This is a genomic window from Kitasatospora sp. NPDC085464 (assembly GCF_044541955.1).
Lineage (GTDB): Bacteria > Actinomycetota > Actinomycetes > Streptomycetales > Streptomycetaceae > Kitasatospora.
Window position 1 is genome coordinate 19,079 of record NZ_JBITTM010000044.1, and the last position, 17,970, is coordinate 37,048.

The following is a 17,970-nucleotide window of genomic DNA, read 5'->3' on the forward strand; positions in this document are numbered from 1 at the left end:
GGGAGCCGGCCATCAGGAGGGGACCGGGACGCCGGTCCGGGGGTCGGCCCGGTCGGGCAGCGGCGCGGCGCCTTCGGCCAGGGCCAGGTAGACGTCGTCGAGGGTCGGCTCGGTCAGCGAGATCCCGGTGATGCCCAGGTCGGCCTCGTCCAGGGCGCGGACGACCACGGCCAGTGCGGTGGACTCGCCGACGGGCACGACGACCGCGCCGTCCGCCTCGCCCGCGCGGGCCTCCAGGCCGGCCCGGCGCAGCGCGTCGAGCGCGGCGGCCGCCCGGGCCGGTTCGGCGAGCTGCGCCCGGACGGTGCTGCCGCCCAGCCGGCCCTTGAGTTCGGCGACGGTGCCGTCGGCGATGGTCCGGCCCTGGCCGAGCACGATGACCCGGTCGGCCAGCTGCTCGGCCTCTTCGAGGTACTGGGTGGTCAGCAGCACGGTGGTGCCCTCGGCGACGCAGGCGCGCACCAGGTCCCACAGGCCGCCGCGGCTGACCGGGTCGAGCCCGGTGGTGGGCTCGTCGAGGAAGAGCACCTGCGGGTGGCCGACGAAGCTGCTGGCGAGGTCGAGGCGGCGGCGCATCCCGCCCGAGTACGTCCCCGCCGTCCGGTCCGCCGCGCCGGTGAGGCTGAAGGTGTCCAGCAGTTCGTCCGCCCGGGCCCGGGCCTCGGCCCGGCTCGCGCCGAGCAGCCGGGCGACGAGCACCAGGTTCTCCCGGCCGGACAGGCTCTCGTCCACGGCGGCGAACTGACCGGTCAGCCCGATCCGGCGGCGGACCTCACGGGCCTCCCGCACCACGTCGTACCCGGCGACCCTGGCCGTGCCCGAACTGGGGGGCAGGGCCGTGGACAGAATGCTGACGAGCGTGCTCTTGCCGGCTCCGTTGTGCCCGAGCAGGCAGAGCACCTGCCCTTTCGCTATCCCGAAACTGACTCCGCCGAGCGCCTGCGTGCTGCCGAAGGACCGGCTCACGTCTATCGCTTCGATCATCACGCTGTTCACCGGATGTCATTCCTCGCAGAGAGCGGGCGGGTACGGATCGGGGGGCACCAGAATTCGTACATTCCTCGGCCTTTCCGCGGCAAGGAGCGCTACAGCAAGCTGCCATTCATCCGGCGGCCCGGGTGGGGTGGTGTTCGGCGGTCGCCGGCGGCAGCAGGCCGAGTTCCATCGCGCGGGCGCCGGCCTGGAATCGCGAGTTCGCGCCGAGTTCGCGGGTGATCTCGGCGACGTTCCTCCGGTAGGTGCGCACGGACATGCCGAGTTCCCGGGCGGCGACCTCGTCGGTGCGTCCGGAGCTGAGTGCGAGCAGGATCCGCCGGGCCATGGCGCTGCGGGTGCGGTCGCTCAGCCGCCGGTGGTCGGCGAGCGGGGCGCTGCCGTTCCAGGAGGTCATGAACAGGGTGCGCAGGTTGCGCAGGACGGCCGGGGCCCGCATCAGGACCGCCTCCCGGGACGGCCCGGCGGCGCGCGACCAGACCACGCTCACCAGGCCGTCGGCGAGCACCATGTCCTGCAACGCCGCGCCCACCAGGCGGACTTCGACGCCCGCGGCATACTTGTCCAGCCGTTCGAGGAGCAGCCGGTTCTCCAGCAGGCCGACCCCGGCGAGCAGCCGGACGTCCACCCCGCGCGCCGCGGCGCGGCCCAGGCAGGAGACGAGCCGGGTGATCTCCTCGTCGTGGTGCCCCGAGAGCACCACGGCGAGGGAGCGGGTGGCCGAAGCGACCAGGTGCTCCGCGGTCTCCGTGCCCTCCTCCGGCCCCAGCGCGGTCAGCAGCCGTCCTTCGCTGCGGTGCCGGTCGACCGCGAACTCGACGAGCCGGCGGGCCTCCAGCAGCATGCTCTCGATTTCCCCGCTGGACGGTTTTCTCGCCGCCTGCTCGGACGGCGGAATCGGCCCGGCGGGCACGGTGATGACGGCGGACGGATCATTGACAGGCGTACTCGTCACATTTCCCCCTGATGCTTGACTCGCAACGTCCGTTCAGGAGGGCATGAGGCCCGGCCGGTCATGGCAAACGCAACGCGGCCGCCTTCGAGGCACGGCAACCGCCGAGAGCCCCCGTTCTCTCCATGGACTTCACCCTAGGAGCCGCTGTTCGAGCCGGTCAAACAGTTGCACGCCAAAGCAAATGCACCACCTCGCGGGCGCTTTCGGCGAATTCCGCGCACCCGGCCGGCGCGAACGGGAACGCCGCGCCGCCCGTGGATCCGTCGGGCGGCGCGGCGTGCGGTTCGGGGAGGATTGCGGTCCGGGGGACGGGCGGGGTCAGCGGCTGCCGAGCAGCAGGTCGCGGTGGGTGGTGAACTCGGTGTTCGCCCGGTCGTAGTCCTCGGGGCGGCCGATGTCCATCCAGTAGCCGTCGAACTCGTAGGTGGCCGGGCGGGTGTCGCGCTCCAGCAGGTCCAGGACGAGCTCGTCGAAGCCGAGCGGCAGACCGGGCGTGTAGCCCTCCAGCGTCGCGCGGCTCAGGCCGTACACGCCCATGGACACCTGGTAGGCCAGGCTCGGCTTCTCCCGGAAGCCGGTGATCCGGCCGTCGTCCGTGGTGAGCACGCCGAAGTCGATGTTCACCTGGCGGTTGTGGGTGGCGACGGTCAGCGGGGCGCCGGACGTCCGGTGCCGCTCCAGGACCGCCGCGTAGTCCAGCGAGGTGAGGATGTCGCCGTTCATCACCAGGAAGTGCTCGGGGAGCCGGTCCCGCATCATGACCAGCGGACCGAGGGTGCCCAGCGGGCTGTCCTCCACCGCGTACTCGACCTCCAGGCCCCACTGGGTGCCGTCGCCGACGTAGGCGCGGATGATGTGGCCGAGGTGTCCGATCGCGAGGGTGACCCGGGTGAAGCCGGCCGCCGAGAGCTGGCGCATCACGATCTCCAGGATCGCGTGCTGGTCGCCGATCGGGACCAGGGGCTTCGGCAGCGCGGTGGTGTAGGGCCGCAGCCGGACGCCCTTGCCGCCGGCCATGATGAAAGCGTGCATGATCGAGTCCCTTCCGCTGGGGTGGTGTGCTTCGTGCCGAGTGGTGGAGGTCAGCCGCGGGTGCCTAAGGTGAGCGGGAACGTGCTGTCAAGTTCCATGTGATGAGGTCGTGTTGTTCCCCTACATCGGCTCCGGCCCGTACTGCTTCTCCAACTCGCTCGCCATGGCGCTGGGTCCGGGCGCGCCCGGCACGCCGGTGCTGGAGGTGCTGACCGGGTCACCGTTCGGCTTCCAGCTGATCGACGGGGTGCTGCCCTTCTTCGATCCCTTCGGCTGGGACCCGGAGCAGGGCCTGGACGCGGCGATCGGCCTGCTCGGCTGGGAGTGCCGGCGCAGTGACGGCGACGACCCCGAGGAGGCCGAGGCGCGGCTGCGCGCGGCCGTCGCCGAGGGCCCGGCGCTGGCCGGTCCGCTGGACATGGGCCTGCTGCTCCAGCAGCCCGGCTCCGGTGAGGCGATCGGCGCCGACCACTACGTGCTGGTGGTGGCGGTCGACGGGGACACCGTGGTCTTCCACGACCCGCACGGCCACCCCTGGGCGACCCTGCCGGTGCCGGCCTTCCTGGCCGCCTGGCAGGCGGAGAAGATCGACTACGTGGAGCGGCCGTTCGTGCTGCGCACCGGCTTCACCCGGGTCCGGGAGACCACCGTGGCCGAGGCCCTGCGGGCCTCGCTGCCGCACGCCGTGGAGCTGCTGCGGGGCCGCAGCACCGGCGCCGCCGACATGCCGCCGGGTTCGCTCGGCACCGCGGCCGGCCTGGAGCGGCTGGCCGAGCAGGTGGCCGAGGGCCTGGACCCGGACATCCGCCAGGTGATGGAGAAGTTCTCGGTCCGGGCCGGTGCCCGTCGGCTGTCGGACGCCTCCACCGCCCTGGCGGGGATCGGCTTCCGCATCGCGGCCGAGGTGCTGGGCCGGCAGGCCCGGATCCTCGGCGGGCTCCAGTACCCGCTGGTCGTCCAGGACGACGCCGCCGTGATCGCGGGCCTGCGCGCGCTGGCGCCGACCTACGAGGAGCTGCGGGCCGCCCTGGTCGCCGAACTGGCCGAGCACGACGGCCGCCCCGCCGCCGCGGTCGCCGCGGGCTGAGCCGGCCGCCCGGCCCGGCGGACCGGCCACCGGCCGGTCCGCCGCCGCGCGGCCGGGGTCAGTCCGCCGCATCGAGCCGGCCCTCCAGGCGGCGTAGCTCGGACTCCGGGGGCACCGGTGCGCCCTCGGGCAGTTCCGCGAGGATCCGCAGCGCGGCGCAGGCCGGGCCGGCGACCCGGCGCCCGCCGTCCCGGAGGTCGAAGGCGGAGTGGTGGAGCGGGCAGCGGATCAGCATCCGGTCGGCGTCCAGGTGGCCGTAGCGCATCAGGCCCTTGCGGTGCGGGCAGGCGGCGTCGGTGATCAGCCGCCGGCCGCCCGCCTCGACGAGGATCAGCCGCTCGCTGACCTGCTGGACCCGGGGGTCCTGCGCGGCCTCCCGGTCCGGCCGGTCCGCCACCGCGTCCGCGGTGATCGGCGTGTCCGGGGTGTCCGGGGTGTCGTCGGTGACGGTCACGGTCATGCGCGTCCCGCCTCCCGGGCCAGGGCGATCGCCGTCTCGGTCGCGTCGCCGACGATGGCGCTGGTCAGCTCGACGCCGGCCCACACCTTGGCGAGGTCCAGGCCCTGCGCCGTCTGCGTCTCCCGGATCGCCACCCGCATCTGCTTGCTGTGGTAGGTGTCGATGTAGAGGTGCTCGGTGTAGTACTTCCCCGACTTCAGGCCGAGCCGCCGGGCGGCCTGCGCGAAGCTGCGGAAGCCGTACAGCACGCTGGCCTCGAAGTAGGCGTAGCCGCCGAGGAAGTACTCCGGGGTGTCCGCCCGCGAGGCCAGCCAGTGGAACATGTTGACGTAGGCGTGGCTCTGCGGGCTGGAGCCGGCCCGGTACGCCTCCACCTCGGTGGGCAGGTCGAGTTCGCGCAGCAGCTCGCGGTACAGCTCCGAGTGCGCCTGGTCGTCGTTGCCGCAGCCGAGTTCGTCCACCATCACGCGGAAGACGGCCATGCCGGCCTTGTAGGGCAGCCGCGGGACCACCGGCAGCAGGTTGAGCGACTCGGTGAGCCCGTCCATCGCGAACTCCGAGACCACCACCCGGAACTGGTCGATCGTCGCCTCCTCGGCGAGGAAGCGGTGGCTGTCGGAGGCCACCGCGCCCTCCCGGGCCAGGAAGCCGGACAGCTCCCGCAGGAGTTCGGTGTGCGAGGCGAACCCGGGGGCGGTACGGCGGTGGCCCTCGGCGATCGCCCCGATCCAGCGCTCCTCCATCCCGACCATCTCCTGGTACTCGGCCGCCGTCGGGACGCTCGTGTAGAGGTCGTACAGGCGCTTCTGGTCGATCACCGTGCAGGGTGTCGGGTTGTCGGTCAGGGCCGTGGTCATGCGGTGCTCCAGGTCGGCTCGGGGCGAAGGTCACCGGTCGGCGGGACGTCGCCGGTTGGTAGGGTGACGCCGTTGATCAAGTGGCCGGCCGTCCTCCCGCCCACCGGGGGCTGCGGGACGCGGGCCGGAACGGGGCGGTCATGGTCGTGGCACGGCGTCCGAAGGTGGACAACTCCGATCCCTGGCTGCGGCGCTATCCGGTCGACGGCGCCCGGGTGCGGCTGGTGTGCTTCCCGCACGCGGGCGGCTCCGCGACCAGCTACCTGGACTGGCCGCGGCAACTGCCGGACGGCGTCGAGGTGCTGGCCGTGCAGTACCCGGGACGGCAGAACCGGATAGCCGAGCCCTGCTTCGAGTCGCTGCCGGAGCTGGCCGACGCCGCGACGCGGGCCCTCAAGGCCCACACCGGCCTGCCGCTGGTGCTGTTCGGGCACAGCATGGGCTCGGCGGTCGCCTACGAGACCGCCCGCAACCTGCAGCGGGACGGCGGGCAGCGGGTGGCGCGGCTGCTGGTGTCGGGCCGCGGCGCACCGCACGTGGGCTACGGCGGCCGGCGCCGGCCCGGCCTGGACGACGCCTCGCTGATCGCCGTGGTCCGGGCGCTGTCCGGCAGCGACGCCGACGTCTACGAGCACCCGGACATGCGGGACCTGCTGATGCCGTCGCTGCGCGCCGACTACACGATGCTGGACCGCTACCAGCCGGCCGCGCCCACCGAGCTGCTGGACGTGCCGGTCACCGTGTTCGGCGGGCAGCAGGACCCGGCCTGCCCGGTGGCCGAGCTGGACAGCTGGGCCGAGGTCACGAACGCCGGGCACGAGGTGCTGACGTACCCCGGCGGCCACTTCTACCTGCGCGAGCACGAGCGGGCGCTGCTGGCCGAGGTGGCCCGCCGGCTGCCCGGCGCGGACGGCCCGCAGGCCTGACGGCGGCGCGGTGCGGCTCATCCGGCACCCACCCGGTGGCCGGGGTCGGCCACGACCCGCTCCAGCAGGGCGAGGTAGCCGTCCGCGAAGTCCCGGGCGGCGTCCGGGCCGAGCCGGTGGAGGTCGTGCTCCAGCCGGCCGGTGAGGCCGCCCGCGCCGTCCTCGTCCAGCGCGAGGCTGAGGTCGAACTTCGCGGTGCCGGTGTCGCAGGGCACCACCGTGGTGACCGTCCCCGGCAGTTCGGGCCCCCGGGCGGGGGTGCTGCCGAAGGTGAACATCAGCTGGAAGAACAGGCTGTGCCCGCGGCCGCGGGCGGGCCGCAGCTCCTCCACGACCCGCTCGAAGGGCACGTCCTGGTGGGCCAGCGCCTCGCCCACGGTCCGGCGCACCCGGGCGAGCAGGTCGCGGAAGGAGCGCTGCGGCTCCAGCTCGGTCCGCAGGCACAGGGTGTTGACGAACATCCCGACGACGCCGTCCAGTTCGGGCCGGTCCCGGCCCGAGGTGAGGGTGCCGACGACCAGGTCGCGGGCGCCCGAGGCGCGGTGGACCTGCTCCTGGAAGGCACTCAGCAGGACCATGAACAGGGTGGCCCGCTCGGCGCCGGCGAGCTCCCGCAGCCGGGCGGTGAGCGGTGCGGGCACCGCGAAGGTGTGCACCGCGCCGCGGCCGGGGGCGGGCGCCGAAGCGTCCGCGGCCACCGGCAGCCGGGTGGTCTCCGGGGCGCCGGCGAGCTGCTTGCGCCAGTACGCCAGCTGCGCGTCCCAGCCCTGCTCGGCGGCCTGCCGGCGCTGCTCGCGGGCCCAGTCCCGGTACTCCGGGGCGGGGGCCGGCAGGTCGGCGTCGGTGCCGGCCGCCGCGGCCGCGTGCAGCGGGCCCAGCTCGTCGAACAGGACCTCCATCGAGCGGCCGTCGAAGACGATGTGGTGCAGGACCAGGACCAGCAGGTGGTCCTCGGCCGCGCGGCGGACCAGGGTGGCCCGCAGCAGCGGGCCCCGGGTCAGGTCGAACGGCTCGCGGACCAGCCCGGCCACCGCTCCGGCCACCGCCTCCTCGTCGCGGCCGGTCAGGTCCAGCAGCGGGAGGTCCGGCCGGTACGGGTCCCGCAGGACCTGCACGGGCAGGCTGTCCTCGGTGGCGAACACGGTGCGCAGGGCGCCGTGCCGGGCGACCAGACCGCCGAGCGCCGTGTGCAGCGCCGCCCGGTCCAGCGGTCCGGCGATCCGCAGCACCACCGGCTCGTTGAACCGGGGTGAGCCGGGGGCGAGCTTGTGCAGCAGCCACATCTGCTGCTGGGCGTAGGAGGTCGGGGCGGGCCCGGCAGGTTCCGCGCCGGCCGCACCGGGTGCGGCGGCCGTCCCGGCCGGCGGGACGGCGCGTTCGAGTTCCGCCGCGAGCGCGGCCACCGTGGGCGCCTGGAACAGGGTGCGCTGGCGGACGTCCGCGCCGAGCCGGGCGCGGCAGGCCGCGGCCAGCCGCACGGCGGTCAGCGAGTCGCCGCCGAGTTCGAAGAAGTCGTCGTCCACGGCGATCGGTGCCGTGCCGAGGACCTCCTCCCAGACCTCGGTGAGCTCGGCCTCCAGCGGGGTCCGCGGCGCGGTCGCGCCGGCGTCCGACCGGCCGGAGGCGAGGTCGAGCTGCAGGATGCGCAGCGCGCGCCGGTCCACCTTGCCGTTGGCGTTCAGCGGCAGTCCGTCCAGGGCGGCGAACCGGGCCGGCACCAGGGCCGGCGGCAGCACCTCGCGCAGCCGGGCGCGCAGGGCCCGGACCTGCGGGGCCCCCGTCCACACCACGCAGGCGACGAGCTGCTCGGCGCCGGTGTCGTCGGGCCGGGCGAGCACGGCGCTCTCCAGGACGCCGGGGAACTGGCCGATGGCGTTCTCGACCTCGCCGGGCTCGATCCGGATGCCGCGGATGTTGAGCTGGTAGTCGATCCGGCCGAGGAACTCCAGGGCGCCGCCGGGCAGTCGGCGGGCCAGGTCGCGGGTGCGGTACATCCGGCCGCCGGGCCGGTCGGTGAAGGGGTCGGGCAGGAACCGGTCGGCGGTCAGGGCGGGCAGGCCGAGGTAGCCGCGCGACACCCCGGGGCCGCCGAGGTACAGCTCCCCCGGGTCGCCGTCGGGCACCGGCCGCATCCGCTCGTCGAGGACGTGGGCGTGGACCCCGGGCAGCGGGGTGCCGATGGGCAGCCGGTCCCAGCCGCGGATCTCCTGCGGCCCGGCCGCGGTCTCGTGCAGCAGCTGGGAGACGGTGGCCTCGGTGGCGCCGTACTCCTGGACCAGGCGGACCCCGGTGGCGCACCAGTCGGCCACCCGGTCGACGGCGACGGGTTCGCTGCCGACGACGAGCAGCCGCAGCGAGGGCGGGGCGACCGGCCCCTGCCCGCGGTCGAGCTCGCGCAGCCACTCGTACCAGTAGGACGGGGTCAGCTGGAGCACCGAGACGCGTTCGCGCTCGATCAGGGCGAGCAGCCGGGCGCTGTCGGCGAGTTCCTCGGCCGGGTCCATGACCAGGCAGGCGCCGGCGGCCCAGGTGGACAGGACCTCCTCGGCCGCCACCGAGAAGCCGATGGAGGCGAACTGCAGGACCCGGTCGGCCGGGGTCAGCTCCAGCCGGTCGGCGATGCCGAGGGCCAGCGCGGCCAGCGCGGCCTGGCCCAGCGGGACGCCCTTGGGGCGGCCGGTGGAGCCGGAGGTGTACGCGATCCAGCCCAGGTGCTCGGGGTGGAGTCCGGGCTCGGCCGGGCCCTGGCCGGCCTCCTCGGCCGGGTCCTCGGCGGGCCCGTCGACCAGCAGGACGCGGGCGGTGTGCCCGGGGAGCCGGTCGGCGAGGCCCGCGGTGGTGAGCAGGACCGGGGCGCCGACGTCGCCGAGGACGAAGGCGAGCCGCTCGGCCGGGTACCCCGGGTCCAGCGGCACGCAGGCGCCGCCGGCCTTCAGGACGGCGAGCAGGGCGACGGCGAGCTCCACCGAGCGGTGCAGGTGGATGCCGACCGGGACGTCCGGGCCGACGCCCGCGCCGCGCAGCCGGCGGGCCAGCAGCCCGGCCCGCCGGTCCAGTTCGCGGTAGCCGAGCCGGGCGCCGCCGCAGTCGAGGGCGGGGGCGTCGGGCGTGCGGCGGACCCGTTCCGCCAGCAGGGCGGGGAGGGTGGCCGGCCCGTCCGCGGGGAGGTGGAGGGGGTTCACGGGACGAGGACCACCTTCGTGGCGCGGCCGGCGTCGAACAGCTCGAAGCCCTCCACGGCCTCGGCGAGCGGGAGCCGGTGGGAGATCAGGAACGTCGGGTCGATGCGTCCGGTGCGGATCAGCCGCATCAGCCCGTCGCGGGAGCTGATCGGGTCCCCGACGGCGAACCGGAGGGTGAGTTCCTTGCCGAAGGCGAGGCCGGTGGGCATCGGCATGGCCTCCGAGGCGTGCGCGCCCACGGCGCACACGGTGCCCAGCGGCCGGACGATCTCCAGCGCGCTGCGCAGGGAGGCGTCCACGCCGACGGCCTCCAGGGCGACGTCGGCTCCGCGCCCGTCGGTCAGCGCGCGGACCCGCTCGGCGAGGTCGTCGCCGGTGTCCAGCGGCACCGCGCCCTGGGCCGCGGCGGCCGCCCGCCGGCTCTCGGCCGGGTCGATCGCCAGGACCTGTGCCGCGCCCATCAGTTGGGCGGCCTTGAGGGCCATCAGGCCGACCGGGCCGCAGCCGACCACGGCGACCACGTCGCCGGGCCGGATCCCGGCGCGGTCGGCGGCGGCGTAGCCGGTGGCGAGGATGTCCCCGACGAACAGGGCCTGTTCGTCGGAGACCTCGTCGGGGATCGCGGACAGCACGGTGTCGGCGAACGGGACCCGGACGTACTCGGCGTGGCCGCCGGCCACCGCGGTGCTGCCGACCACGGTGTCGTAGCCGAACAGGCCGACCTCGGCGCACTGGTAGTGCCAGCCGCGCAGGCAGTACCAGCAGCCGCCGCAGGCGATCACGTCGGAGGCCACCACGCGGTCGCCCGGGCGGAAGCCGCGCACCGCGGGGCCGGTCTCCTCGACCACGCCGGTGAACTCGTGGCCGGTGACGGTGCCGGGGGTGAAGCCGGGGATCTCACCGCGGTAGGGGTGCAGGTCGGTGCCGCAGACGGCGGACCGGACCACCCGGACGAGGGCGTCGCCCGGGGCGGTCAGGGTGGGGACGGGGGCGTCGACGACCCGTACGTCGTAGGGGGCGTGCCATTGCAGGGTCTTCACAGGAGCCCCCTCTTGGTCTCGGCGAGGAGCCCGGCCGCCGCGCCGCCCATCAGGGAGGCGTGTTCGGCCGGGGTGAGTGCGGTGCCGTCGGGCCACAGCGAGTCGTCGGTGGCGAGTTCGCGCATCCGGGACACCGAGTCGGTCATGGTGCAGAAGGGGTGGTCGGTCCCCCACAGCAGGCGGTCCAGGACGCCGAGGGCGCGGGCCCTGGCCAGGGCGGCGGCGACCGTGGCGGCGGGCCGGTACCAGCTGAAGATGGACAGGTCCGCGTACACCCGGGGGTGGCGGGACATCAGGTCCAGCGCGGTGTCGGTCCAGGGGGTGCCGAGGTGGGCGAGGATCAGCCGCAGGCCCGGGAAGTCGCCGGCGACCCGGTCGAGCAGCCGCGGGGAGAAGTACCGCGGGTCGGCCTTCTTCGCCGGGGTGTAGCCGGTGTGCACGAGGACCGGGACGTCCAGTTCCTGGGCGACCTCGTAGACGTCGTTCCAGAGCGGGTCCGCGGGTGACATCCGCAGGTAGCAGGGGGCGGTCTTGAGCCCGGACAGCCCCAGCTCGGTGACGGCGTGCCGGAGTTCGGCCGCGGCGCCGGGCGTGCCGGCGTCGACCGAGGCGAAGCCGGTGAACCGGTCGGGGTGGCGGGCGCAGATGTCGGCGACGAACTCGTTGGGGACCTTGAACCCCTCGATCCGACGGACGTCGAAGGCGAGGAGGAAGGCCCGGTCCACACCGGCCTCGTCCATGTGGGCGAGCAGCGCGGTCTCGGGCGCGGTCAGGGCCTCCGGCGGCATGCCGGTGGTGGCCATCATCTCCTCGGCGAAGGAGGCGGTGTAGTGCCGGTAGTACTCGCCGGCGTGGACATGGGCGTCGATGATCACGCGCCGGCCCTCCGTCCTTCCGTCCAGGTGGCCAGGTGCACGGCCTTGGGTCCGAGGTCCAGCAGTTCGGCCCGGCCGTCGTGGTGCAGGGTGGTGCGGACCGGGCGGGGGGCATGGTTGATCACCAGCGCGCACCGCTCGTCCCCGCGGCCCAGGACGCCGACCTCGACCTCGGGGCTGTCGACGGTGGGCCCGGTGACGAGCTCGTCGGTGAGGCCCTCGGCTGCGGCGACGTCGGCGTAGAGCCGGTGCCAGGACGCCTCGTCCAGCCGGTGCGGGGCGTTGAGCTGCTGCTCGAACGGGGCGTTGAGGTGGTACGCGACGCCCCGGCCGTAGCGGTGGCGGGTGAGCGCGGGCGAGCCGTCGGGGAAGGCGGCGAGCACGGTGGCGGTCGTCGCGGCGAGCACCGGGAGCTGGCCGGCCTCCCGCACCAGCGGGTAGCGGGTGCCCTGCCAGGTGAAGGAGTCGGCGTCCTCGACCCGCAGGGTGAAGTCGGTGATGCGGATGCCGAACAGCTCCTCCCCGCCGAAGCCGTGCAGCAGGTCGCCGCCGGTGTACAGCAGGACGCCGCCCGCCTCGACGTAGTCGGCCAGCGCCCGCTGGCCGTCGAGGGTGATGTGGCGGACGGAAGGGCAGATCAGCAGCCGGTGGCCACCGGGGGTGCCGGGCGCGACCGGCGGGCCTGCGGTGAACTCGTAGGGCAGGTGGGCTCGTTGCAGCAGCTGGGCGGCGTAGAAGCCGGCCGCCGCGTCGGAGCCGCCGGAGGCGAGGTAGCCGGCGTCGCCCTCCTCCCGGTGCTCGGGCAGGTGGACGCCGACGGGCGCCGGCAGCGGCCGGAACCCGGCCAGTTCGCCGGTCGCCCGGCCGGCGAACTCCCGGAAGGCCGCCATGGCCGGCTTGGGCGTGCCGTCGGCGCGCAGCAGGCCGACGAACCGCTCGTTGGGGCGCAGCGCGTACGGCTTGGCCTCGGTGGTGAAGTCCTGCCAGCACCAGACGATGACCCCGCAGGCCCCGGCGGCGAGCGCGGCGTGGGCGGCGACCCGCAGGTAGTCCCGGGCGGTCTCCTCGTCGCAGCCGTAGCTGCCGAGTTCGTCGACCAGCACCGGCCGGTGCTCCCGGCCGCGGCGGACCAGGTAGGGCACCAGGGCGCCGGCCTTGGGGGCGGCGACGGACTCCACGTGGAACGGGCTCCACACCGGGAACCCGTGCAGGCCCACCAGGTCGAGCGGCTCGGCGTGTTCCGGCCGGAAGGCGTGCGTGCCGGTGACCGCGGACGCCTCGTTGGCCTGCAGCACCAGCGCCCCGGGGTGGGCCTCGCGGACGGCGTCGGCGAGCAGGCCCCACCAGCGGCGGACCCCCTCGGGGCCGAGCGCGCCGGAGGCGGCCTGGTCGACGTGGATGACCTCGTCGCCGAGGTCGTACGCGAGGACGTCGGCGGACCCGCCCAGGGCCGTGACGACGTGCCGGACGAAGCCGAGCTGGCGCTCGGTCATCCCGGGGTCGTGCCAGAGGTCCCGGCCGGCCCGCCAGGGCGGGTCGAAGCGCTGCCCGTTCATCCAGATGGTGAGCAGCGAGGGCAGGCACTGCAGGCCGTGCCGGGCGGCAAGGGAGCCGAAGGTGCGCAGCCGCTCGGTGGCCACCGGGTCGTAGACGCCGGGCTCCGGTTCGAAGTCGGCCCAGAACACGAAGAAGCGGACGGTGTTGAAGCCGAGTTCGGCCATCCGGGCGAAGTCGGCGTCGAGGCGCTCCGGGTCCCAGTCCCGCCAGTAGTCGCAACCGGCGGGCGAGGGGTGGTAGTTGAAGCCGACGCTGAAGTACGGCGCGCCGTCCCGCCGGAACCCCCCGTCGACGAGGGTGTAGCGGTGGGCGGGGTTCGGGGTCACGCGCCGGCCCCGGGGGCGTCGGCGAGGGCGTCCCGGAGGGCCTGGACCACCAGGTCGGTGTCGTCGTCGGTCATGTCGACGTGCAGCGGCAGCGACAGTTGACGGTCCATCACCTCCTCGGTGACCGGGAGGTCGCCCTCGCGGTGGCCGAAGCGCTCCCGGTAGGCGGTGAAGAGGTGGGTGGGCGGGTAGTGCACCCCGCTCTGGACGCCGGCCCCGCGCAGCGCGTCCTGGATCGCGCCGCGGGCGTCGCCGTCCGGCAGCAGCACCGCGAAGAGGTGGTGCGCGGCCAGCTCGGCGGGCCGGTCGTGGAAGGGCAGGCCGAGGCCCTCGGTGCCGGCGAGGCCCTTGAGGTAGCGGGTGACGATCTCCTGGCGGCGGACCTGGCGCTGCGGCAGGTCGGCCAGCTGGACGAGTCCGATCGCGCTGCCGAGCTCGGTGGGGCGGTAGTTGAGGCCGAAGGAGTCGACGTCGTACAGCGAGGGGCCGCCGCGGTGGCGGTCCTGGGCGCTGACGGTGAGCGCGTGCGAGCGCAGCCGGCGGATCCGTTCGCGCACCTCGGGGTCGCGGGCGACCACCATGCCGCCCTCGCCGGTGGCGAGGTTCTTGGTGGCGAAGAAGCTGTAGCAGCCGATGTCGCCGACGGTGCCCAGCACGCCGTGCGCGGAGCGGGTCGCGGGGGCGTGCGCGGAGTCCTCGACGAGGGCCACGCCGTGCTTGCGGGCCAGGGCGGCGAGCGCGGGCAGGTCGGCCGCGTGTCCGCCGTAGTGCATGGCGACGATCGCCTTGGTCCGGGGGGTGATGCGGGCGGCGACGTCGGCGGGGTCGACGCACAGGTCGTCCGGGCCGGTGATGTCGGCGAAGACCGGGGTGGCACCGCACAGGGTGACCACGGCGGCCGCGGAGACGAAGCTCAGCGACGGGAGGACGACCTCGTCGCCGGGGCCCAGGTCCAGGGCGAGGAAGGCCAGGTGCAGGGCGGCCGTGCCGTTGCTGACCGCGACCGCGTCCTCGATGCCCGCCGTCCGGGCGAAGGCCTCCTCGAACTCACGGGTCACGGGCCCGTTGGACAGCCAGCCGGAGCGCATCACCGCGGCCACGGCGTCGGACTCGGCGTCGCCGAGCCGGGGCCGGTACAGGTTTACCTTCCAGTCGGACATCTCTATCCACCATCCCCCCGCGCGCCGGTGGTGCGCGGTGTTCGTTCGGGTGCCGCGTGCGTGTGCATCGGGCACGGTGCGGTGGTGCCGGCGGTGGGCCGCTCGGCAGCACGCGCGGGTCGTCCCCCGGGGCCCCCGCCGTTCGGGCGGGATCCGGAGGGGACGGCCTAAGGGGTGCCGGCCGGGCCGGCGGTGCGTGCGGTGAGCCGGTCGTAGACGGCCTGGTACCGGTCGGTCACCGCGTCCCAGCTGAGTTCGCGCTCGGTGCGGGTCCGGCCGGCCGCCCCGAGGGCCGCCGCCTCGGCGGGGTCGGCGAGCAGTCGGACCACGGCCGCCGCGACGGCGTCCGGGTCGGGCTCGCACAGCAGTCCGTCCACGCCGTGCCGGACGACCTCCTCGCCGCCGTCGAAGGTGACGGAGACGACCGGCTTCCCGTTGACCCAGGCCTCGACGAAGACCAGCGGGAAGACGTCCACGGTGGACGGCAGGCAGAACACGTCGCAGGCGGCGAGGGCGTCGGCCTTCTCGTCCTCCTCGACCATGCCGAGGTCGAGGATCCGCGGGTCGCGGTGGGCGGCGAAGACCTCCGCGCAGTCCTCGTCCCAGTCGGGGCCGGCGAACACGAACCGGGCCCCGGGGTGGTCCGCCCACACCTTGCGGGCGGCCTGGAGCAGCAGGTGGTAGCCCTTGCTGCGCATCTTGCGGCCGAGGAAGAGGACCATCGGCCCGTCGATGCCGTGGCGGGCCCGGAAGGCCGCGCCGTCGGGCTCGGCGGCGCTCAACTGCGGACCCTGGCCGTTGAGGTGCAGGGCCGTCGGGTCGACGCCGGCCTCGACGAACAGCCGGCGCTCCGCCTCGGTGAGCACGAAGACGGCGTCCGCCTGCCGGGCGACGTCCAGGACGGCCTCCCGGTCCTGCCACACGCCGGCGGCCGAGGCCGGGGTGAACACGAACGGGACGTCCCAGTCGCGGGCGAGGCGCAGCGCGGCCTGCGGGTAGTCCGGCCAGACGCTGTCGAAGGCGTGCACCACGTCGGGCCGCTCGGCGGGCGGGGCCGAGGCCGGCAGCACACCGACCTCGACTCCGGCGCCGGTCATCCACCGGGCCGACTCCTCGTCCATGCTGCTGCAGTACAGCCCGACCCGGTGGCCGCGCCGGGCCAGCGACTCGGCGAGGTTCTGGGCCATCGCCTCGGCGCCGGCGCGGGCCGGGAAGTAGCCGCGGTGGACGATGCGCACGTGGGTCATGACTGCTGCTTCCGAGCGGCCCGGTCGCGGGCGTACCACTCGTAGGTGCGGCGGACGCCCTCGCGCAGGTCGGTCTTCGGCTCGTAGCCGGTGAGCGAGCGCAGCAGCGAGATGTCCGGGACGCGGCGCTCCGGCGAGAGCGGCGGGGCGGGGTGGACGTCGAGGGCCGGGTGCCGGTCGACGACGTCGAAGACCACCTTGGCGAGGTCGTCGATGCGGATCTCCTCGCGGTCGTTGCCGACGTTGACCAGGAGGGTGTCCCCGGTGGGCAGGGCGGTCAGCGCGGCGATGGCCTCGACGGCGTCCTCGACGTAGCAGAACGCCCGGAACTGGTCGGCGCCGTAGATCTCGAACGGGTCGGCGCCGCCGAGCAGCCGCTCGATGAACTGCGGGATGACGTGCTCGTACCCCATGCGCGGCCCGTACACGTTGTGGAAGCGCACCATGCGCAGCGGGAAGCCGTACGCCTGGGCGTAGTTGCGGCACAGCAGCTCGCCGGCGATCTTGCTGAAGCCGTACGAGGAGCGGGCCACCGTCGGGTCCGAGACGACGAGCTGCACGTCCTCGGGGGTCGGCACCGGTGCCACGCCGGCGGTGACGCTGCCCGCGTACGCCTCGCTGGAGGAGGCGAAGCAGAGGGTGGCACCGTCCAGCTCCTTGAACCAGTCCAGCACGTGGATGGTGGAGAGCAGGTTGGTGCGCAGCACGCGCTGCGGCTCCTGGTTGGAGTAGACGACGCCGACGACGGCGGCGAGGTGGTACACCTCGTCGAAGTCGCGGGGCAGGTCCGCGGGCAGCGGGAGGGTCAGGTCGTGGGTGAACACCGTGACCTTGGAGCGGAGTTCGTCGAGCTCGTCGTCCTGGCGGCCGCGGCTGAAGTCGTCGACGACGGTGACGTCGTGCTCGTCGGCCAGCCGGCGGGCCAGGTGCATGCCGATGAATCCGGCACCGCCCGTGATCAGGATCTTCTTACGCATGGCCGAGCCTCATAACGTTGGACGTGGCGGGGAGGATGCGCCAGGTGTCGTAGACCACCGCGGGCGGCGCCATGGTGGCCACCAGCGCGTCGATGTCCTGGTCGCGGTAGGAGAGGTGGTTGTTCAGGATGACGACGGCGTGGGTGCCCTCGAAGCCCTCGGCGAGGTCCACCGGGCGCACGCCGAGTGCGGCGATGCGCTCGTCCGGGACGGCGAAGTCGTGGCCGACGATCTCGCCGACGCGGCCGCGCAGCACGTCGAGCAGGCCCTCGTAGGCGGAGCCGCGCAGGTCGTCGGTCTCGGGCTGGCCCTTGTAGGCGAAGCCGGAGACCAGCACCCGGGCGGTGGCCGGGTCGCAGCCCTGCTCCCACAGGGCGGCCAGCACGCGCTCGCCGATCCGGCGCGGCAGGGACTCGTTGAGCTGCCGGGCCGCGGCGATCATGCCGGGGGTGTGGCCGTGCGGCTTGAGCGCGTGCATCAGCAGGTACGGGTCCTTGGTGAGGCAGCTGCCGCCGACGAAGCCGGGCAGGCTCAGGTCGGGCCGCGGGTAACCGAAGTTGGCGCTCTTGATCAGCTCCACCGCGTCGAGGCCGAGCTTCTCGGCCATCAGCGCCACCTCGTTGCCGTACCCGTAGATCAGGTCGGTGTGGCAGTTGCAGATCAGCTTGATCATCTCGGCGGCCTCGACCGAGGAGACCGGCACCACGGTGGGCGTCTGCGAGGCGAACAGCTCGGTGGCGCGGCGCACGGCCTCGTCGTTGATGCCGCCGACGATCTGCGGCAGCGACAGCAGCTCGTCCAACGCCTTGCCCTGGATGGTCCGTTCGGGGCAGAAGGCGACCAGCGGCTGCGCCACCTTGCGCTGCAGCACGGGCAGCACCAGGTTGCGGGTGGTGCCGACCGGCACGGTGCTGCGGACGATCACCAGGGTGTTCTCGTCGATCCCGTCGGCGATGGTCTCCACCGCCGCCTGCAGGTGGCGCAGGTTGGGCTCGGTGCCGTCGACCTCGATCGGGGTGCCCACGCAGATGATGACCACCGGCGGGAGGGCGCCGGCCCCCAGCTCGGAGGTGACCTTCAGCCGGGTGCCGACGGCGTCCCGGAAGACCTCCTCGACGCCGGGCTCCGCGAGCTGGAGCACGCCCGCGTCGAGGTCCTCGGCGACCTTCTTGTTGTACTCGTAGCCCAGGACGCTCTTGCCGGTCTTCAGCAGGGCCGCGGTGAGCGTGACACCGACGTATCCCAGACCGACGACGCAGACGTCGTAGTCGGCGTTGGACATGGTTGACTCCATCA

Annotated in this window: 15 protein-coding genes; 2 read left to right on the forward strand and 13 right to left on the reverse strand. The window is 74.2% G+C overall.

The window, feature by feature from the left end; translation table 11 throughout:
* Positions 1 to 12: 12 nt before the first annotated feature.
* From ACIGG8_RS32510 to ACIGG8_RS32520, 3 genes are all read right to left on the reverse strand, one after another.
* On the reverse strand, positions 13 to 996 hold the full coding sequence (locus tag ACIGG8_RS32510; protein ID WP_350526551.1) for an ATP-binding cassette domain-containing protein: 984 nt from the start codon (positions 994 to 996) through the stop codon (positions 13 to 15).
* 106 nt (positions 997 to 1,102) lie between these two features.
* Entirely contained in the window at positions 1,103 to 1,837 is a 735-nt protein-coding gene (locus ACIGG8_RS32515; protein WP_350526550.1) for a LuxR family transcriptional regulator, read from the reverse strand.
* A 429-nt stretch (positions 1,838 to 2,266) separates the two neighbouring features.
* Entirely contained in the window at positions 2,267 to 2,980 is a 714-nt protein-coding gene (locus ACIGG8_RS32520; protein WP_350526549.1) for a sugar phosphate nucleotidyltransferase, read from the reverse strand.
* Between the two features lie 112 nt (positions 2,981 to 3,092).
* Here ACIGG8_RS32520 and ACIGG8_RS32525 point away from each other — a divergent pair, with 112 nt between their 5' ends.
* A complete protein-coding gene (locus tag ACIGG8_RS32525; protein ID WP_396552299.1) occupies positions 3,093 to 4,067 on the forward strand; it encodes a hypothetical protein in 975 nt (324 codons plus the stop codon).
* 58 nt (positions 4,068 to 4,125) lie between these two features.
* Here the strand turns inward: ACIGG8_RS32525 and ACIGG8_RS32530 are convergent, their stop codons facing one another.
* Both ACIGG8_RS32530 and ACIGG8_RS32535 read right to left on the reverse strand, forming a co-directional pair.
* The gene (locus tag ACIGG8_RS32530) at positions 4,126 to 4,527 is read right to left on the reverse strand and encodes a Rieske 2Fe-2S domain-containing protein (protein ID WP_396552267.1); all 402 of its coding nucleotides are present in this window, start codon (positions 4,525 to 4,527) and stop codon (positions 4,126 to 4,128) included.
* On the reverse strand, positions 4,524 to 5,384 hold the full coding sequence (locus ACIGG8_RS32535) for an iron-containing redox enzyme family protein (protein WP_396552268.1): 861 nt from the start codon (positions 5,382 to 5,384) through the stop codon (positions 4,524 to 4,526). The genes ACIGG8_RS32530 and ACIGG8_RS32535 overlap by 4 nt, the downstream gene beginning before the upstream one ends.
* Positions 5,385 to 5,524: 140 nt before the next feature.
* On the opposite strand from ACIGG8_RS32535, the gene ACIGG8_RS32540 reads away from it, so the two are divergent.
* Positions 5,525 to 6,310 (forward strand): thioesterase II family protein, encoded by a 786-nt coding sequence (locus ACIGG8_RS32540; protein WP_396552269.1) that lies wholly within the window; start codon positions 5,525 to 5,527, stop codon positions 6,308 to 6,310.
* A gap of 17 nt (positions 6,311 to 6,327) precedes the next feature.
* Here the strand turns inward: ACIGG8_RS32540 and ACIGG8_RS32545 are convergent, their stop codons facing one another.
* The 8 genes from ACIGG8_RS32545 to ACIGG8_RS32580 all read right to left on the reverse strand — a co-directional run bounded on the left by ACIGG8_RS32545 (position 6,328) and on the right by ACIGG8_RS32580 (position 17,956).
* Positions 6,328 to 9,492, reverse strand: a complete 3,165-nt coding sequence (locus tag ACIGG8_RS32545) for an amino acid adenylation domain-containing protein (protein WP_396552270.1) — start codon at positions 9,490 to 9,492, stop codon at positions 6,328 to 6,330.
* Positions 9,489 to 10,532 (reverse strand): alcohol dehydrogenase family protein, encoded by a 1,044-nt coding sequence (locus tag ACIGG8_RS32550; protein WP_396552271.1) that lies wholly within the window; start codon positions 10,530 to 10,532, stop codon positions 9,489 to 9,491. The genes ACIGG8_RS32545 and ACIGG8_RS32550 overlap by 4 nt, the downstream gene beginning before the upstream one ends.
* Positions 10,529 to 11,407, reverse strand: coding sequence for an amidohydrolase family protein (locus ACIGG8_RS32555; protein WP_396552272.1), 879 nt, complete (start codon positions 11,405 to 11,407; stop codon positions 10,529 to 10,531). The genes ACIGG8_RS32550 and ACIGG8_RS32555 overlap by 4 nt, the downstream gene beginning before the upstream one ends.
* Positions 11,404 to 13,290 (reverse strand): beta-galactosidase trimerization domain-containing protein, encoded by a 1,887-nt coding sequence (locus tag ACIGG8_RS32560; protein ID WP_396552273.1) that lies wholly within the window; start codon positions 13,288 to 13,290, stop codon positions 11,404 to 11,406. Before ACIGG8_RS32560 ends, ACIGG8_RS32555 begins: the two co-directional genes overlap by 4 nt.
* The gene (locus tag ACIGG8_RS32565) at positions 13,287 to 14,450 is read right to left on the reverse strand and encodes a DegT/DnrJ/EryC1/StrS family aminotransferase (RefSeq protein ID WP_396552274.1); all 1,164 of its coding nucleotides are present in this window, start codon (positions 14,448 to 14,450) and stop codon (positions 13,287 to 13,289) included. The genes ACIGG8_RS32560 and ACIGG8_RS32565 overlap by 4 nt, the downstream gene beginning before the upstream one ends.
* Positions 14,451 to 14,617: 167 nt before the next feature.
* A complete protein-coding gene (locus ACIGG8_RS32570) occupies positions 14,618 to 15,697 on the reverse strand; it encodes a glycosyltransferase family 4 protein (protein ID WP_396552275.1) in 1,080 nt (359 codons plus the stop codon).
* On the reverse strand, positions 15,694 to 16,674 hold the full coding sequence (locus ACIGG8_RS32575; protein ID WP_350523427.1) for an NAD-dependent epimerase/dehydratase family protein: 981 nt from the start codon (positions 16,672 to 16,674) through the stop codon (positions 15,694 to 15,696). The genes ACIGG8_RS32570 and ACIGG8_RS32575 overlap by 4 nt, the downstream gene beginning before the upstream one ends.
* Positions 16,667 to 17,956 (reverse strand): nucleotide sugar dehydrogenase, encoded by a 1,290-nt coding sequence (locus ACIGG8_RS32580; RefSeq protein WP_396552276.1) that lies wholly within the window; start codon positions 17,954 to 17,956, stop codon positions 16,667 to 16,669. The genes ACIGG8_RS32575 and ACIGG8_RS32580 overlap by 8 nt, the downstream gene beginning before the upstream one ends.
* Positions 17,957 to 17,970: the final 14 nt, after the last annotated feature.

Bases quoted from the DNA above. Each gene is read 5' to 3' on its own strand.
- ACIGG8_RS32575 (WP_350523427.1), bottom strand. From the start codon at position 16,674: ATGCGTAAGAAGATCCTGATCACGGGCGGTGCCGGATTCATCGGCATG.
- ACIGG8_RS32570 (WP_396552275.1), bottom strand. From the start codon at position 15,697: ATGACCCACGTGCGCATCGTCCACCGCGGCTACTTCCCGGCCCGCGCC.
- ACIGG8_RS32580 (WP_396552276.1), bottom strand. From the start codon at position 17,956: ATGTCCAACGCCGACTACGACGTCTGCGTCGTCGGTCTGGGATACGTC.
- ACIGG8_RS32520 (WP_350526549.1), bottom strand. From the start codon at position 2,980: ATGCACGCTTTCATCATGGCCGGCGGCAAGGGCGTCCGGCTGCGGCCC.
- ACIGG8_RS32530 (WP_396552267.1), bottom strand. From the start codon at position 4,527: ATGACCGTGACCGTCACCGACGACACCCCGGACACCCCGGACACGCCG.
- ACIGG8_RS32540 (WP_396552269.1), top strand. From the start codon at position 5,525: ATGGTCGTGGCACGGCGTCCGAAGGTGGACAACTCCGATCCCTGGCTG.
- ACIGG8_RS32515 (WP_350526550.1), bottom strand. From the start codon at position 1,837: ATGCTGCTGGAGGCCCGCCGGCTCGTCGAGTTCGCGGTCGACCGGCAC.
- ACIGG8_RS32535 (WP_396552268.1), bottom strand. From the start codon at position 5,384: ATGACCACGGCCCTGACCGACAACCCGACACCCTGCACGGTGATCGAC.
- ACIGG8_RS32565 (WP_396552274.1), bottom strand. From the start codon at position 14,450: ATGTCCGACTGGAAGGTAAACCTGTACCGGCCCCGGCTCGGCGACGCC.